Source organism: Agrobacterium sp. SORGH_AS 787 (assembly GCF_030819035.1).
In the GTDB taxonomy this organism is placed as follows: domain Bacteria; phylum Pseudomonadota; class Alphaproteobacteria; order Rhizobiales; family Rhizobiaceae; genus Agrobacterium; species Agrobacterium larrymoorei_B.
This window is the reverse complement of the sequence record NZ_JAUTBG010000002.1, coordinates 1,209,269-1,224,574: the sequence shown is the minus strand read 5'-3', so window position 1 is coordinate 1,224,574 and position 15,306 is coordinate 1,209,269. Positions and strand designations below refer to the sequence as shown.

Below are 15,306 nucleotides of genomic sequence, written 5' to 3'. Positions count from 1 at the left end.
TCAAGCCTTTGCGGTGCGCGCAGCAGGAAGCGCTGCTACATCCGGGTGCGCGATGATGCCGGACGGCATACGATCACGCAGTTCATCTTCCTGCTCGGCCATGACGGCCTTCAGCCGCAGCGCGATATTGGATTGGCGATTTTCCGTCATCACCTTCTGGCCAAAGAGATCGGTGACGTAGAAGGTGTCGATGACCTTTTCGCCAAAAGTGGTGATCCGCGCCGAGGTGATATCCAGCGATAGATCGGCCAGCACCGCCGTCATGTCCGCCAGGAGGCCTGGACGGTCAAGGCATTCCACCTCGATAACGGTGAACTTATTGGAGAGCCCGTTCGAGATCGTTACCGAAGGCGGGATGTTGAAGGTCTTGCTCTTCTTGCGGCTCTTGGTGCGCGTCGCGATAATTTCGGGAAGACGCTTCTTGCCCGCCAGAACCTCTTCGATCACCTTGCCGATATTGTTGGCGCGGCGTGTTTCATCCTCATCGATGGGGAATTCGCGGTTGATCAAGATCGTATCGAGTGCGCGTCCGTCCGATGTCGTGAAAATCTGGGCGTCGGCGATGTTGGCGCCGGCAGCCGAGCAGGCGCCGGTGATGATCGACAGCAGGCGCGGATGGTCGGGCGCCAAGACGGTGATCTCGGTGATGGCATGGAAGGAGTGCGTGCGGACCATGGTGGCCAGCGCCTTTTCCTGCTTGTCGGCCTCCCGCAAAAAGCGGGTATGGCGGACCTGATCTTCCAGCGCGACGGACAGCAGATAGGCATCGTAGTGCAGATTGATGTATTTGCGTCTTGCCTTCTGACCCCAGTCGTCCAGTGCGTCATAAAGGCGCTGACGGGCGATCTTGGCGCGCTCCTTGCGTGAACTTTCGGAAAAGCCGCCGGAGAGAAGAAGCTCGGTTTCGTAATAAAGTGTGCGCAGCAACTGTCCCTTCCAGCCGTTCCAGACATCCGGGCCAACGGCACGGATATCGCAGACGGTGAGGATCAGCAGCATCTTCAGCCGCTCCATCGACTGCACCTTGTCGGCAAAGTCGGTGATCGTCTTGCGGTCATGCAGATCGCGGGTCTGCGCCACCATCGACATCAAGAGATGCTGCTCGATCAGCCACATTACCGTCTCGGTCTGCTTGGTGGAGAGACGGAAGCGGTGGCAAAGTTTGCGGGCGACGCGCGCGCCGGCAATGGAGTGATCCTCCTGCCTGCCCTTTGCCACGTCGTGGAGCAGAACGGCGACATAGAGAGCCTCGCGGTCTTCGATGGCCGGCATCAACTGGTTGACCAAAGGATGGGTATCGACCGCCTGCCCCTTGTCGATCTCGGACAGGATCGCCACCGAGCGGATCAGATGCTCATCGACCGTATAGTGATGATACATGTTGAACTGCATCATCGCGACGATCTTGCCGAATTCGGGAATGAATTTGCCCAGAACCCCCGCCTCGTTCATGCGTCTCAGGGTGAGAGCCGGATCGCGCCTCGAGGTCAGGATCGCAAGAAACAGACGGTTGGCTTCCTCATTCTCGCGAAGCTCGTGATTGATGAGACCGAGCGAGCGGGTAACGACGCGAAGGGCGTCCGGGTGCAGTTCGAGATTGTTGATATCGGCCACATGGAAGAGCCGAATGAGGCTGACCGGATCGTTGCGGAAGACATCGGCATTGGCGAGCGCGATGCGACCGCGGTCTTCGACGAATTCGCTGGAGCCCGGAATTTTGCGAAGCCGGTGGGCGAAGCGGTGGAGCACACCGGAAAGTCCCGGGACTTCCTTTGCCTGGCGGTCCTCGAGTGCCGCGCAGAGAATGCGCGTCAGGTCGCCGACATCCTTGGCCACGAGGAAATAGTGTTTCATGAAGCGCTCGACCGCCGACAGGCCGGGGCGGGGCTGGTAATGAAGAGCAGCGGCGATATCGCGCTGGATGTCGAAGGAAAGCCGCTCCTCCGCCTTGCCGGTGATGAAGTGCATCTGGCAGCGCACCGCCCAGAGAAAGTCATCGGCCTTTTCGAAGAGCTTCAACTCGCTTTTTGAGAGAACGCTAAGCTTCACCAGTTCTGCCGTGTCGCGCACGTGATAATAATATTTGGCGATCCAGAAGAGCGTGTGCAGATCGCGTAAGCCCCCCTTTCCTTCCTTCACGTTCGGCTCGACCAGATAGCGCGTGTCGCCCGCCTTGCGGTGACGCTGGTCGCGTTCGGCCAACTTGGCGGCGATGAACTCAGGGCCGCTATTGGTCACGACCTCGGTTTCGAAACGGCGCTCCAGTTCGTCTGCAAGCGGCTTCTTTCCGCAGATGTGGCGCATTTCGAGGATGGCGGTGCGGATCGTCATATCCGCCTTGGAAAGCTTGATACACTCATCCACGGTGCGCGTAGCGTGGCCGACCTTGAAGCCGACATCCCAGAGAATGTAGAGAATGAACTCTATCGCCTTGTGCATGTCCGGCGTGTTCTTGACCGGCAGCAGGAACAGAAGATCGATGTCCGATCCCGGTGCCAGCGTGCCGCGTCCATAACCGCCGACAGCGGTAATGGCGATGCTAGGCGCATCCTTCGGATAGACATACCGGCAGGCGAGATCGTAGAGCACCTCGATCAAACGGTCTTGTAGCCAGGAAATACGCCTTGCGCAGTCGATGCCGCCGCCTTCGGAGTCGAGAAGATCGCGCGCCATTTGCCGTCCGTCACTGCTTGCCTTTTTGAAGATGGGCAAAAGGTCGGAGCGCACATCCGAAACGCGCTTACCATCGCCTTGAAAGACGAGATCGCATTGGTGCTTCAGTGCTGCGACATCCAGTATCGCGGAGAAATCCAGGTCCTTAGAGGCCATTGAGCCGATATCCATTCCATGCGTCTTGCGCTGATGGCACAGCGCTATAGCGATTTTGAGGCCGAATGGACAGGCACTCTACGCATCAAGCGTTGCCAAGTTGTTTCTTGAGCGCATAGAGCGCATCTAGGGCCTCGCGCGGCGTCATTTCGTCCGGGTTCAGTACCTTCAACGCCTCATCCACCTTCGAGTTGCCCTTGGCACTTGCCGCTTCGCGCCGGACCGCAACCTGAAACAGCGGCAGGTCGTCGATCAACTGGCTCGCCGGGTTTTTGCGATCGGCATCTTCCAGCTGGTTCAAAACCTCGCGCGCGCGCTCCACCACGGCGGCAGGAAGGCCGGCAAGGCGGGCCACCTGAATGCCATAGGAGCGATCCGCGGCACCGGGACCAACCTCATGCAGGAAGATCACGTCGCCTTCCCATTCCCGCACCTTCATGGTGACGTTGGAGAGACGTCCGAGCTTTTCAGACAGCACCGTCAGTTCATGGAAATGGGTGGCGAAAAGACCACGGCAACGGTTCACCTCATGCAAGTGCTCCACCGTCGCCCAGGCAATGGACAGACCGTCGAAGGTCGCCGTGCCGCGCCCGATCTCATCGAGAATGACGAGCGAACGCTCGGTCGCCTGATTGAGGATCGCCGCCGTCTCGACCATTTCGACCATGAAAGTGGAGCGACCGCGGGCGAGATCGTCAGAGGCGCCGACACGCGAGAACAAACGATCGACAATGCCGATATGAGCAGCCTCTGCGGGAACGAAGGACCCGATCTGGGCAAGGATGGCAATCAAGGCATTCTGGCGCAGGAAGGTCGACTTACCGCCCATGTTCGGACCGGTCAGCATCCAGATCGCACCGTTGCGATTGCCGTTGACCGCCGAAAGATCGCAATTATTGGCGATGAAAGGACCGCTCGACTGACGGCGCAGCGCCTGTTCCACCACCGGGTGACGGCCGCCTCGGATCGCAAAGGTCATGGATCCGTCGACCACCGGGCGGCAATAGGCCTGTTCGGATGCCAGATGCGCAAGGCTCGTCGCCACGTCGATGGCAGCAAGTGCCAGAGAGCCCGCCTTGATGGCTTCGGCCTCCGCCACCACCGCCTGCACCATCCGGTCGAACGCCTGTAATTCCATGGTCAGCGCCTGGGCGGCGGCATTGGCGATGCGGCTTTCCAGATCGGCGAGCTCGGTGGTGGTGAAGCGCATGGCACCTGCCATTGTCTGGCGGTGAATGAAGCGCGCCTTGGCCTCGTCGCTGCCGGTCATGACATCGGCATTGCCAGCCGTCACTTCGATAAAATAGCCGAGCACATTATTGTGTTTGATCTTCAGCGACTTGATGCCCGTCTCTTCGGCATATTGCAGTTGCAACCCGGCAATGACCCGGCGCGACTGGTCGCGGAGTGCCCGCACTTCGTCAAGCTCGGGGTTAGAGCCTTCGCGAACAAAGCCGCCGTCGCGCTTGAGAAGAGGCAGATCCTCTGCCAGCATCTCGGATAGCATGGTTTCCAACGCGGAAGGCAACGCCTTCAGGTCGGAGAGTGCCGCCGCGAGTTCATCGGGCAACAGTCCCTGATCGAGCAATTGGCCGACCATGCGGGCAGCGTAAAGTCCCTGACGAATGGCACCGAGATCGCGCGGCCCGCCACGGTCGAGCGCTAGACGTGAAAGCGCACGCGGCATGTCTGCCACCTGTTTCAACGCCTCACGCAGGCCATCGCTCAAGGACACATCGTCGATCAGATAGGCGACCGCATCGAGGCGGGCGTTGATCCACTCAGGGTCGGTCAGCGGCGACATCAGCCGTTCCGCCAAGAGCCGCGCACCGCCGCCGGTCACCGTGCGGTTGATCGCCTGCAAGAGCGATCCATCGCGCTCGCCGGCAAGCGTCTTGGTCAGCTCGAGATTGGCTCTGGTGGCGGGATCGATGAACAGCGTCGAGGCAGAGCTTTCGCGCTCTGGCGCGCCGAGAGGCGGGCGCTCGGCGATCTGAGTCTTCTCGACATAGGCGACGGCGGCAGCGGCGGCTGCCAGTTCGACGCGGGAAAAGGTTCCGAAGCCATCCAGCGTCGAGACGTTGAAGTAGCGCGCGATGCGACCTTCCGCCGTGGCGCTATCGAAGAGGACCGCAGGCTGCGGCACAGCTACACGACCCAGCACATCGAAGGTCGGTCTCAGTTCTTCGTCGTGAAACAGGCTGTCGGCCACGATCAACTCACGCGGATCGATGCGCCAGATGTCGGCGAGCAGCCGCGTCAATGTCGTCTCCGCCAAGCGGAAAACGCCGGTGGAAATGTCGATCCAGGCGAGCGCAAACTGCGCCTCCGAACTGCCGCGAATGCGCGCAAGCGCCATGAGGTAGTTGGATTCGGTTGGCGAAAGCAGCTTTTCTTCAGTGAGCGTCCCCGGTGTGACGAGACGCACCACATCGCGTTTGACCACCGATTTCGAGCCGCGCTTCTTGGCTTCTGCCGGGTCTTCCACCTGTTCGCAAACGGCGACGCGATAGCCGCGCATGATCAGCTTCTGCAGATAGTCATCCGCCGCATGGACCGGCACGCCGCACATGGCGATGTCCTGGCCCATATGCTGGCCGCGCTTGGTGAGCGTGATGCCGAGCGCGCGCGAGGCTTCTACCGCATCGTCAAAGAACAGCTCGTAGAAATCGCCCATGCGATAGAAAAGCAGCGAACCGGGGTTGTTCGCCTTGATCTCGATATATTGCTCCATCATCGGCGTTGCCGATGCGCGGCTCTCTTCGGAGATGAGCGAGGCGGTGGAATGAACGTCCGTCAATGGCGTGATCGTATCTGCTTGGGGCTTAAGGAAAACAAAGCCGGAGACTACCGGCGCAGCTCTCCAAGAACAACACGCACAACGACGAACCCACAGGAAGCTTGACAGTCTATCCGATAATCGCCGTTTATCGACGGCAAATGAAAATTTTTGAACAGACTATGAGGTCCGCACTGTATCAACCGTTAACGCGCTCTGCGTCACCGCCATAGTAATTGATGTAGCGGCCGGCGATGGACGAGACCGGCAGGATGACCAGCACATCGGTGGTGTTGAAGGCATGATCGACTACCGCACCGGCGCCGAACATGGCACCAAGACGCATATAGCCCTTGATCAGCGGCGGCATGGCGTTCAACGCCCGGCGCGGATTGATGGCTTCGAGCGGCATCATGTCCATTTCGCGATAGAGTTCCGGCAGCGCCTCGGTACGCCATTCACCCTTGGAGCCGCAGCTGTGATGCAGGAAAGACAGGGCCAGTGCATGGGCCTCCGGCTGGATGCCGGGGAAAGAGGCGCAGCCGATCATCGCGTCCATGCGGTGACGAACGGCATAGGCCCAGTTGCCTTGCCAGAGAAGCTCAACGGTGCGTTTGGTGCGGTACTCAGGCAGCACGCAGGAGCGTCCAAGTTCCATGAAGCGCTTGTCCGGATGGTGAGCGATCAGGCTCTGGATATCGAATTCACTTGCCGAATAAAAACCCTTATTCGCCAGCGCCGTCTCCTGCCTGAGCAAGCGATATGTGCCGACGATCTGATCTTCAGGATCTCCCTCGATGGCGTTGTCGAGAACCAGAAGATGGTCGCAGACGGCGTCGAAGGCATCGATATCGCGACCGCGACGCATCGCCTCTGCCGGAAGCCGCGCCCCCATCTCCTCGACGAAAACGCGGAAGCGGACCTGCTGGGCTGAGTCGATTTCGCGCTCGTTTCTGGCAAGGCGTGTTTCGAGAGAGCCTATCCGGCCAAAAACGTCGGCTTCCCGCTTTTCGGCAGCCGGCAAAACAGCGCTGCCCAGGCTCGTGCCAGTGATGCTGCGTTCAAGAACTTCCGAGACCATGGAGAATCGCCCCGCCACCGTTTGATCTTGCTGTCATAAATCACTTCTTGACGACAGAAAAGTGACAGTTAGCCGCGTAAGTGACGTAGCGTAAGTTAAATTCTTCCGTGTGGGCTATGTAAGGAGGATCTCAGCTTTTCTTCCGCGTTGCCTTGGCCTGCAACAACTCATCCAGGATAACGCAGCCCGCGCCGATGGTAATGAAGGAATCGGCCAGGTTGAAGACGGCGAAGGACCACGTTTCCGTGTGGAAGAGAATGTAGTCGACCACGTGCCCGTAGAGAAACCGGTCGAAGATGTTGCCCGCAGCACCCGCGATGATCAGCGCAAAACCAAGATGCGCGAAGGTGCGCTCGCCATCGGTCTTGCGCCAGAGCCAGATGACGAAGGCGACGATGAGGAGCCGCATGGTGACGATGGCCCAGCCCTCCATGCCCGACAGCATGGAGAAGGCAACGCCGAGATTATAGGTGCGGTAGAGCGCTAGGAACGGAATGACCGGCACCATCTCCTGCAGAGGCAGATATTTTTCCACCAGCACCTTGATGACCTGATCGGCAAGCACGGCCAAAAGAATGAGGGCGACGGCGGGAACGGGTCTGGAGAAGAGAGCGGGCTTGGCCATTACTTTACCGTCGCAAGTTCGAGACGATGTCGACGCGCTTCAAACAGCATGACTGCGCTTGCGATCGCCAGATTGAGGGAGTCGGCCCGGCCCTGTTGCGGAATACGGGCAAGCTGGTCCGCCTGCGAGGCAAGCTCCGGCGGAAGGCCGGATTGCTCGTTGCCCATGAGAAGCACGACAGGCTTCTTCTTGTAGTCGATGGTGCGGTAATCCACAGAGCCCGCGAGATGGGTCGCGACAACGCTGACGCCAGCGCTCTTTCTCCAGCTCAGGAACTCATCAACCGATGCGCGCGCAACTGGCATGGCGAAAACCGAGCCCATGGTGGCGCGCACGGTTTCGAGCGAGAAAGGATCGGTGCAGTCGCCAACAAGGATTACCCCAGAAGCGCCTGCTGCGTCCGCCGTGCGGATGATCGTGCCGAGATTGCCGGGATCGCGCACCCGGTCGAGGGCGACATAGGTCTCGCCTGCCGCCGGTCTGATGTCTCGGAGAGGCTTCCATTTCTGATCGAAGATGCCGACAACCATCTGCGGATTGTCGCGGCGGGTGATGGACGAGATGACTTTCTCGCTGACTTCCAGTACGAGTCCGCCGGACGCCACCGTCTTGACCGCAGCCTGCTCCACAAGCGGCTTGCCCTTGGCGGCCTTGGCATAGACCAGCGTACGGATGGTCCAGCCAAGTTCCAACGCATCGATAACAAGTTTCAGTCCCTCCGCCATGAAGGTCCCGCTTTCTTCGCGGCCCTTCTTCTGGGTCAGGTTCTTGATGTCCTTGATGATCGGATTGGCAAGGCTGGTGACTTCCTTGACCTGCCCTACCCTGCGCGGGCCGTTTTCATGGCGATCATTCATTTCGGCACCCAGCGGCTGAAGAGAGAGGTAGAAAGCACGCGGCCCGGCGTCTTGCCGTCAAGGCCTGCTTCCCGGATCACAAGTTCGCCCGAGGCCACCTCGCCGCCTGCACCGCGCATGGTTTCGCGCATCAACTCATGCATGGAGTAGAAGCTGGCGCGGATGGAATAGGCGGTCAGCACGAATCCGAGCGCCCTGGGCGACAGGATTTCCCGGCAAACATCCAGCATCAGCGGCAGATGATCATAAAGATCCCAGACCTCGCCATGGGTGCCGCGGCCGAATTTTGGCGGATCGGTGAGGATGATATCGTAGCTGTTGCCACGGCGTTCTTCGCGCAGGATGAACTTCATGGCGTCCTCGCAGATCCAGCGGATCGGCGCATTTTCGAGACCGGCAAGCGTCTGGTTTTCGCGTGCCCAGCCGATCGCCTTTTTCGAAGCGTCCACATGGGTGACTTCCGCTCCGGCAGAGGCTGCCACGAGAGACGCGACACCGGTATAGCCGAAGAGGTTCAAGACCTTGAGCGGTCGCTCCGCCTTTTCGATGGTCTGCTTCAACCATTCCCAATGAACGATCTGCTCGGGGAACACGCCCACATGGCGAAAAGCCGTGAAGCGGCCGAGGAAATCGACGCCAAGCAGAGAAAGAGGCCAGGTCTCGCCCAGCGCCTGCTTGGGAAAACGCCAGCGGCCGCTGCCCTCCTCATCCGTATCGCCGGTAAAAATCGCATCGGCATTGTCCCAGACCCGCTCGGCGAGGCTCGGGCGCCACAGCGCCTGGGCCTCGGGGCGAACGATGCGATACTCGCCATATTGTTCGAGCTTCAAGCCATTGCCGCTATCGATCAGATGAAAGTCACCAGCGCCAAGGGACGCAAGGATGACCGGCACTTGCTCGGTCGGGAGCGCGCCCGAGCGCTCCTTCAACGGGCGTGGAGGAGCTACTTCGACGGCTGGTGCGGAGGCTTGCACCTTCTCCTTGAGTGGGGTCGCGGCCGGACGGACGTAATCCGGAGCGCGTGTGCGTGCCGCGTCCTTCTGGCGAGACGGCTTACTGCCCGGCTTGCTCGAGCGATTGTCCTGTCCTGCGCGCGGCTTTGCGCCCTGGCGGTTGTCTTTCTTCTTCAACGACGGTCTTTCCACGTCTTTACGCTATCGGCACGGCAATCGACCGTACCACTTGCGCTTCCCAGTCTGCACCCGGGCAAATGGCGGGCCCGATGCGGTTGGAAAGCGCATATCACTAGAATGGAGGATTATCAAAGGTCGCGACAAAATCATGCGCCCTGGCGACGGATCAAAGAACCGGGGCGAGCGCCTATTTCGCGGCGAGCTGCCTTGAAACCGGCGATGTCGTTTGCGGGTTAGCCGCTGCCTTGGTGGCCTCATCATGCCAGCGAATGGCTTCTTTCGCTTCTAGGCGAGCGCGCTTGCGATGCTTGCCTTGCGAAATCCAGGTTGCGGCGGAGCCAAGGAAAATGCCGAACAAAACCGACAGAAAAATGAAAACGAAGAAAGGTGCGGTGAAAGACAGAACGCTGTCGTCTGGTTGAAACGGATTGAGCGCCAATGTCACGCTCTCACGGTTCGCCACGCACAGGATGATCAGAATGATCGCCAGCGGCAGCAGGATCAACAGGTTGACGATCTTCTTCGACATTCAACATACTCCGTCTTTGGGGGCCTTCATGCAATCTGGATGAACGTCACGCCGGATTGCGAAGCGTCGAGCGTTGATTGCGCTCAATCCTCGTCTTCGACGTCGCCCATACCCGGATTGAGCCTTTCGCGAAGCTCCTTGCCGGTCTTGAAGAAGGGAACCCATTTTTCCTCGACAAAAACGGACTCACCCGTACGCGGGTTCCGTCCGGAGCGTGAGGGCCGGTTCTTCACCGAGAATGCGCCAAATCCACGAAGTTCGACACGATTGCCAGCAGCAAGCGCATCGGTGATTTCATCAAGAACCGCATTGACGATATTTTCGACATCGCGGTGATACAGGTGCGGGTTACGCGCAGCAACGATCTGCACCAGTTCAGACTTAATCACGGTTGCCCCCTGAAAGGATTGGGTTTTTATCGGCCATCAACCTGCCAAACCGAAACAAGACCGTCAAGAAACAACTTGTCGGTGCCCAGCTGGCGGGACGCTGCAATCGGGAAAAATTCATCCAAGCCCAGCATTTTTGCGAGACCTGCGACGCTGAAGATGGAAAAGGGAGAACGCTTCGATGGGGCTGTCCACTCGATGATTGGCAAATCCTTCGCCAAGCCACGGCTCTCGAAATAGGACTTGATCTCGTTTTCGCCGCCGAGCGTGTCGATGAGCTTGACCGCAACCGCCTGACGACCGGTGAAGATCGACCCATCGGCAAGCTTCAACACCTCGTCGCGCGGCAGCTTGCGCCGGTCGGCCACCAGATCGACGAACCAGTTGTAGCTGTCGATGACCATGTTGCGGATCATGACCTTCGCTTGTTCGGGCGGCTCATGGAAGGGCGATGGCTCTGCCTTCATCGGTGAGGATTTGATTTCCTGCAGTGACACGCCGAGCTTGTCGAGCAGCGGTCCGACCTGCGGATACTGGAAGATTACACCGATGGAGCCAGTGATCGAGGTATCGCCTGCGACGATGGTATCGCCGGCAGTCGCAATCATGTAGCCCGCGGAGGCCGCAAGCGTGCGAACGTCGGAAACCACCGGCTTCTTCTTGTCTGCAACGGCCCGGATCGCCTTGAAGATGCGCTCGCCGCCATAGGTGGTGCCGCCCGGCGAAGAGATGGAAACGATCAGGCCCTTGGCGCTGGTGCTGTCTGCAATTTTTTGAAGCCGCTCCAGGAGTTCGGTGTCGTCCTGGATCAGGCCGCTGATCTCGATCTTGGCGATATGCGGCCTTGCGCTTAACTCCGGCTCTGCGAGAGCGAAGCGATAGACGGCAAAAAGGGCCGCTATCAGCAAGAGAACGGAAGCAACCCGCCAGAATGTGAGCTTGCGGCGCAGTTGCCTGCGGTCTGCGATTGCCATTTGGTCCATCAAATCACCTTCGCTTCACGGCAATTAAGCTTCAACTTCGCCACGGGCATATGAACCTTGTCACGGCCTCTTGCAAGCGCGAGAACTTGCAAAGCGCGGTTTTTATAAAAAACATCCGGCTCTTGCGCACTTTCTGATAAAAACCATATTGGCAGGGCAAGGCCATCGTGCCAAACACGTAAGATAAATATGTAAAGGTCTGCGTGCGACTATAAGTTGCACTTAAGGATCTCCGGATTTGACGAATGCTCGAAAGACTTAATCAACCGGCGCCGGGATTAGCGGTGGCTGACAATCTGCCTGACGCCTACGCTCTGGCGAGACGCCATTCCGCGCGCGTCAAAAGGCTGAAGATCGGGCTTCCGATCGCAGCAGCGCTCGTTTCGCTTGCTTTCATCGGTGTCTCGCTTGCCCGCACATGGCTTCCGGCCGAAGTGTCGTTGCAAAGCGCCTCGATCGAGGACGGAAAGATCGTCATGGAAAAGCCGGCTCTGGCCGGGCGCAACAACAAGGGTTTCGACTATTCGATGAATGCCGAGCGCGCGCTTCAGGACGTGACGACGCCGAACCTGATGACGCTCGAGAAAGTGCTGGCCGCCGTGCCGATGAATGACATCGTGGCGCAGGTGGTGGCACAGGAAGGCATCTTCGACCGCACGACAAATAAGTTGAAAATGACGGCGCCCTTTGACATCAATCTGAGCAATGGCCTAAAAGCCAAATTTCAGTCTGCCAATGTCGACCTGAAAGCGGGAACGATGGAGAGCGACCAGCCGGTCGACATCACCACGAAGGAAGGCTCGATTGTGGCGGAAAGCCTACGCATAGCCGATAATGGCAGAACGATTGTATTTTCGGGGCAGGTACGAGCGCGTATAGCTGCATCCACCATTCAGAACGCAGGCAAGTGAGAGCCCGACCAGATGATGCAGATTTCCCGCAACGCCCCCTTCAAGAGAACTTCTGGAATTTCGGCTGCCATTCTTATGGCATGCCTTTCCATGCCCGCCCTTGCTCAGAACACGACCAGCAAGATGGACGGCATGAAGCTTTCCAGCGACCAGCCGATTGCGATTGAGAGCGATCAGCTCGAAGTGCGCGACCAGGAGCACAAGGCCTACTTCACCGGCAATGTGAAAGTCGTTCAGGGAACGACCACGCTGCAGGCCGGCAAGATGACGGTTCTCTACAAGAACAAGGGCGACGGGCAAACGACATCGGTGACCGGCGGCGATGCCGATATCGACAAGATTTTCGTCGATAACTCCGTTTACCTGACGTCCGGCACACAGAAGGCGACCGCCGATCATGGCGAGTTCGACATGGCGTCGCAGACCTTTACGCTTTCCGGCAAGCAGGTCGTCCTGTCGCAGGACACCAACGTCTTCACCGGCTGCAAGCTGACGGTGCTGATGAATACCGGCGAAGCCAAGCTGGAGAGCTGTGGCGGCCCAGTCCGCATTATGCTCGATCCAAAATCGCAGAAAAAGCAGTAAGCCGCCCATCGTGACAATACCTCTGATTTCAAAGCTTCTTGGCAGAGATTCCGCACGCCCGTCGACAGCCGAGGCGAATGCGGGCGATAAATCTCGCTATGAAGGCACCTTGATCGCCCACGGCCTGACCAAGACCTATAACACGCGCCGCGTCGTCAACGGCGTGTCGCTTGTCGTGCGTCGCGGAGAGGCTGTCGGGCTTCTGGGACCGAACGGTGCGGGCAAGACCACCTGCTTTTATATGATCACCGGCCTCGTTCCCGTGGATGATGGCAAGATCGCCATCAATGGCAATGATGTGACGGGCATGCCCATGTATCGCCGCGCGCGCCTTGGCGTCGGCTATCTTCCGCAGGAAGCGTCGATCTTTCGCGGACTGACCGTGGAAGACAATATTCGCGCCGTCCTGGAAGTGCATGAAAAGGACGAGAAGAAGCGAAACCGCAAACTCGACGAGTTGCTGGAAGAGTTTCACATCTCGCAGTTGCGCAAATCTCCAGCGGTCGCTCTTTCAGGCGGCGAACGCCGTCGTCTTGAGATCGCACGTGCTCTTGCGACTGATCCGACCTTCATGCTGCTCGACGAACCCTTTGCGGGCGTCGATCCGATTTCCGTCAGCGACATTCAGAATCTCGTGCGCCACTTGACGGCACGCGGGATCGGCGTTTTGATTACCGATCATAATGTGCGCGAAACGCTGGGCCTTATCGACCGCGCCTACATTATTCATGCGGGCGAAGTGCTGACCCATGGCCGGGCCGACGAGATCGTCAACAATGCCGATGTTCGTCGCCTCTATCTCGGAAACAACTTCAGCCTTTGAGGCCGCATTTTCCGGCCTGAAAGCGTGGCAGTTCTTGCAGGAAAGTGATGATATCACAGCGTTCCCGCAAAAGAATCTTCCTTTTGACCCCACTCTTGATCTTGACCAAACCCAAATAAAAAGCAATTTTTGGGCCAAGTTTTTCTTGTTTTGCCAGACAACAAAAAATTTCTGCAAAACAAGGCATGTTTGGGAGTCGAGCGTCCGCCATGGCCTTGTCCGCCAGCCTGTTGTTGCGTCAAAATCAGTCACTTGTGATGACTCCTCAGCTGATGCAGTCGATCCAGCTGCTTCAGATGACGCATATCGAGTTGGTCAGCTTCATCGCCCAGGAAGTCGAAAAGAACCCTCTGCTTGAAATAGCGGCAAATGACAGCGATCCTGGCGAAACATTCGGCAGCGACGACATCGCGAGTTCGCAAACCGTAGACAGTATTGAATCATCCCATACGACCGAAACGGTGGAATGGTACGGTGATGATGCCCCTATCCTCAACGAGGCGCTGGACACCAGTTTCAGCAATGTGTTTCCGGATGACGAGAGCGGACGCAAAGCCGACGCACCGGAGCTTCTTGGCCAATGGAAATCCATGCCTGGCGCGGAGGCTGGTGATTACGATCTCGATGATTTCGTCGCGCGCAAACCGAGCCTGCGCGACCACATTGCACAGCAGGTGCCGTTTTCGGTCACCGGTCTTACCGACAGCATGACAGCCGATGCTCTGCTCGATCATCTCGACGAGACCGGCTATATCTCGGCTGACGCCGTCAGTGATGTTTCCGAGCGGCTAGGACGCCCGGAAAAGGATGTCGAGGCGGTCCTGCGCGTCCTGCAAAGCTTCGATCCGCCGGGTGTCTTTGCTCGCTCCCTCAGCGAATGCCTGTCGATCCAGCTGCAACAGAAAGACCGGCTCGACCCGGCCATGCATGCTTTCGTCGGCAACCTCGATCTTCTGGCCAAGCGCGATTTTGCCACGCTCAAAAAGCTTTGCGGTGTCGATGAGGACGACCTTCTCGATATGCTGAGCGAGATCCGCAGTCTTAATCCTCGTCCTGGTGCTGGCTTCGAGACTGGCTCGTGCGAGACCATCATACCGGACATCATCGTCCATCCCTCCACCGATGGAAGCTGGCTGATCGACCTCAACCCGGAAACACTGCCGCGCGTGCTGGTCAACCACAGCTATTTCACGGAGGTGTCCAAGCTGAAACCGCGCGCGGGGGAAGACGGCGAATTCCTCTCCACCTGCATGCAAACGGCCAACTGGCTGACACGCAGTCTCGATCAGCGGGCAAGGACGATCATGAAGGTGGCGAGCGAAATCGTCCGGCAGCAGGATGCGTTTCTGCTGCATGGGGTCGACCACTTGCGTCCCCTTAACCTCAAGCAGGTCGCCGACGCCATCAAGATGCATGAATCGACGGTCAGCCGCGTCACCTCGCGCAAGTACATGTTGACGCCACGGGGCGTCTTCGAACTCAAATATTTCTTTAGCGTCTCCATCGGCTCGTCCGAAGGTGGCGACAACCACTCGGCAGAAGCGGTTCGTCATCGCATCCGCACAATGATCGCGCAGGAAGCGCCGAGCTCTGTTCTTTCCGACGACGATATCGTCGATCAGCTGAAAAAAAGTGGCATCGATCTTGCGCGACGGACTGTCGCAAAATATCGTGAAGCGATGAACATCCCCTCCTCCGTGCAGCGCCGTCGGGAGAAAAAAGCGATGGCCCGCATGGCTTCAGCTTGAGCCATTCTTTTATAGTTTACAAATACTTAAGATT

14 protein-coding genes are annotated in these 15,306 nt (G+C 58.5%); 4 read left to right on the top strand and 10 right to left on the bottom strand.

Going from position 1 to position 15,306, the window contains the following annotated elements:
* The 9 genes from QE435_RS15165 to sppA all read right to left on the bottom strand — a co-directional run bounded on the left by QE435_RS15165 (position 1) and on the right by sppA (position 11,205).
* On the bottom strand, positions 1-2,829 hold the full coding sequence (locus QE435_RS15165; protein ID WP_349041876.1) for a [protein-PII] uridylyltransferase: 2,829 nt from the start codon (positions 2,827-2,829) through the stop codon (positions 1-3).
* Between the two features lie 85 nt (positions 2,830-2,914).
* Entirely contained in the window at positions 2,915-5,629 is a 2,715-nt protein-coding gene (gene mutS, locus QE435_RS15160) for a DNA mismatch repair protein MutS (protein ID WP_349041875.1), read from the bottom strand.
* Positions 5,630-5,807: 178 nt separating this feature from the next.
* Positions 5,808-6,689 (bottom strand): GNAT family N-acetyltransferase, encoded by an 882-nt coding sequence (locus QE435_RS15155; protein ID WP_306930663.1) that lies wholly within the window; start codon positions 6,687-6,689, stop codon positions 5,808-5,810.
* A 130-nt stretch (positions 6,690-6,819) separates the two neighbouring features.
* A complete protein-coding gene (gene lspA / locus QE435_RS15150; RefSeq protein ID WP_306930662.1) occupies positions 6,820-7,314 on the bottom strand; it encodes a signal peptidase II in 495 nt (164 codons plus the stop codon).
* Positions 7,314-8,171, bottom strand: coding sequence for an RNA methyltransferase (locus tag QE435_RS15145; protein WP_349041874.1), 858 nt, complete (start codon positions 8,169-8,171; stop codon positions 7,314-7,316). Before QE435_RS15145 ends, lspA begins: the two co-directional genes overlap by 1 nt.
* Complete coding sequence (locus QE435_RS15140) at positions 8,168-9,301, bottom strand: class I SAM-dependent rRNA methyltransferase (protein WP_349041873.1); 1,134 nt, start codon at positions 9,299-9,301, stop codon at positions 8,168-8,170. Before QE435_RS15140 ends, QE435_RS15145 begins: the two co-directional genes overlap by 4 nt.
* Positions 9,302-9,491: 190 nt before the next feature.
* Positions 9,492-9,833 carry a LapA family protein gene (locus QE435_RS15135; protein WP_349041872.1) on the bottom strand — a complete coding sequence of 114 codons (342 nt, stop codon included), beginning with the start codon at positions 9,831-9,833 and terminating at the stop codon, positions 9,492-9,494.
* 83 nt (positions 9,834-9,916) lie between these two features.
* On the bottom strand, positions 9,917-10,222 hold the full coding sequence (locus QE435_RS15130; RefSeq protein ID WP_062427118.1) for an integration host factor subunit beta: 306 nt from the start codon (positions 10,220-10,222) through the stop codon (positions 9,917-9,919).
* A 26-nt stretch (positions 10,223-10,248) separates the two neighbouring features.
* Positions 10,249-11,205 (bottom strand): signal peptide peptidase SppA, encoded by a 957-nt coding sequence (gene sppA, locus QE435_RS15125; RefSeq protein ID WP_349041871.1) that lies wholly within the window; start codon positions 11,203-11,205, stop codon positions 10,249-10,251.
* A gap of 245 nt (positions 11,206-11,450) precedes the next feature.
* On the opposite strand from sppA, the gene lptC reads away from it, so the two are divergent.
* From lptC to lptB, 3 genes are read left to right on the top strand one after another with little or no spacing between them, the layout of a single operon-like run.
* The gene (gene lptC, locus QE435_RS15120; RefSeq protein WP_349041870.1) at positions 11,451-12,116 is read left to right on the top strand and encodes an LPS export ABC transporter periplasmic protein LptC; all 666 of its coding nucleotides are present in this window, start codon (positions 11,451-11,453) and stop codon (positions 12,114-12,116) included.
* 12 nt (positions 12,117-12,128) lie between these two features.
* Positions 12,129-12,701, top strand: a complete 573-nt coding sequence (locus QE435_RS15115; protein ID WP_349041869.1) for an LptA/OstA family protein — start codon at positions 12,129-12,131, stop codon at positions 12,699-12,701.
* A gap of 25 nt (positions 12,702-12,726) precedes the next feature.
* Entirely contained in the window at positions 12,727-13,524 is a 798-nt protein-coding gene (gene lptB, locus QE435_RS15110; protein ID WP_309773119.1) for an LPS export ABC transporter ATP-binding protein, read from the top strand.
* Here lptB and QE435_RS15105 read toward each other — a convergent pair.
* Positions 13,514-13,735, bottom strand: a complete 222-nt coding sequence (locus tag QE435_RS15105; RefSeq protein ID WP_349041868.1) for a hypothetical protein — start codon at positions 13,733-13,735, stop codon at positions 13,514-13,516. The genes lptB and QE435_RS15105 overlap by 11 nt on opposite strands.
* Between QE435_RS15105 and rpoN the strand changes: the two genes are divergently transcribed.
* The gene (gene rpoN, locus QE435_RS15100) at positions 13,734-15,272 is read left to right on the top strand and encodes an RNA polymerase factor sigma-54 (RefSeq protein ID WP_349041867.1); all 1,539 of its coding nucleotides are present in this window, start codon (positions 13,734-13,736) and stop codon (positions 15,270-15,272) included. The genes QE435_RS15105 and rpoN overlap by 2 nt on opposite strands.
* Positions 15,273-15,306 lie beyond the last annotated feature (34 nt).